The following is a 646-nucleotide window of genomic DNA, read 5'->3' on the forward strand; positions in this document are numbered from 1 at the left end:
GTCGTGGATGCCGATCCGGTCGACGCGCAGCACCTGCCGCCAGACGTCCGCGATCGCCTCCTCGGTCGGGTTACGCGGGCCCTCGAAGCCCACGCTCACCTCCGGACGGTGGCCCTCCGGGTCCGGCAGCCGGTCCCGGTCGACCTTGCCGCCGACCGTGCGCGGCAGCTCGTCGAGGACGATCACCACCGCCGGCACCATGAACTCGGGCAGCCGCTCGCCCAGCCACCGCCGTACCTCGTCGGCGGTCACGCCGTCCGCGGCCAGGTAGGCGACGAGCCGGTCCTGCCAGGCGACGACGACGGCGTCGCGTACGCCCGGGTGTTCCCGCAGGCGGGCCTCGACCTCACCCACCTCGACCCGGAACCCACGCACCTTCACCTGACCGTCGGCCCGACCCCGGAACTCCAACTGCCCGTCCGCACGCCACCGCACCAGATCCCCGGTCCGGTACAACCGGCCACCCGGCTCACCACCGAACGGGTCCGGCACGAACCGCTCCGCCGTCGCACCCGGCCGGCCCAGATAACCCCGCGCCAACTGCGTACCGCCGACGAACAGCTCACCCACCGCACCCACCGGCACCTCGGCCAGCGAACCGTCCAGCACGTACAACGCCCGGTCCCCCACCGCCCGGCCGATCGGC

The 646-nt window shown here is 73.8% G+C and carries 1 protein-coding gene; it reads right to left on the minus strand.

Annotated elements, in window-relative coordinates:
- Positions 1 to 646, minus strand: a 646-nt coding sequence (locus tag OC439_RS30175; RefSeq protein WP_262016385.1) for an AMP-binding enzyme, incomplete at both ends; no start/stop codon positions are given.

Source organism: Micromonospora sp. Mcm103 (genome assembly GCF_024519755.1).
Taxonomy (GTDB): Bacteria; Actinomycetota; Actinomycetes; order Mycobacteriales; family Micromonosporaceae; genus Micromonospora; species Micromonospora aurantiaca.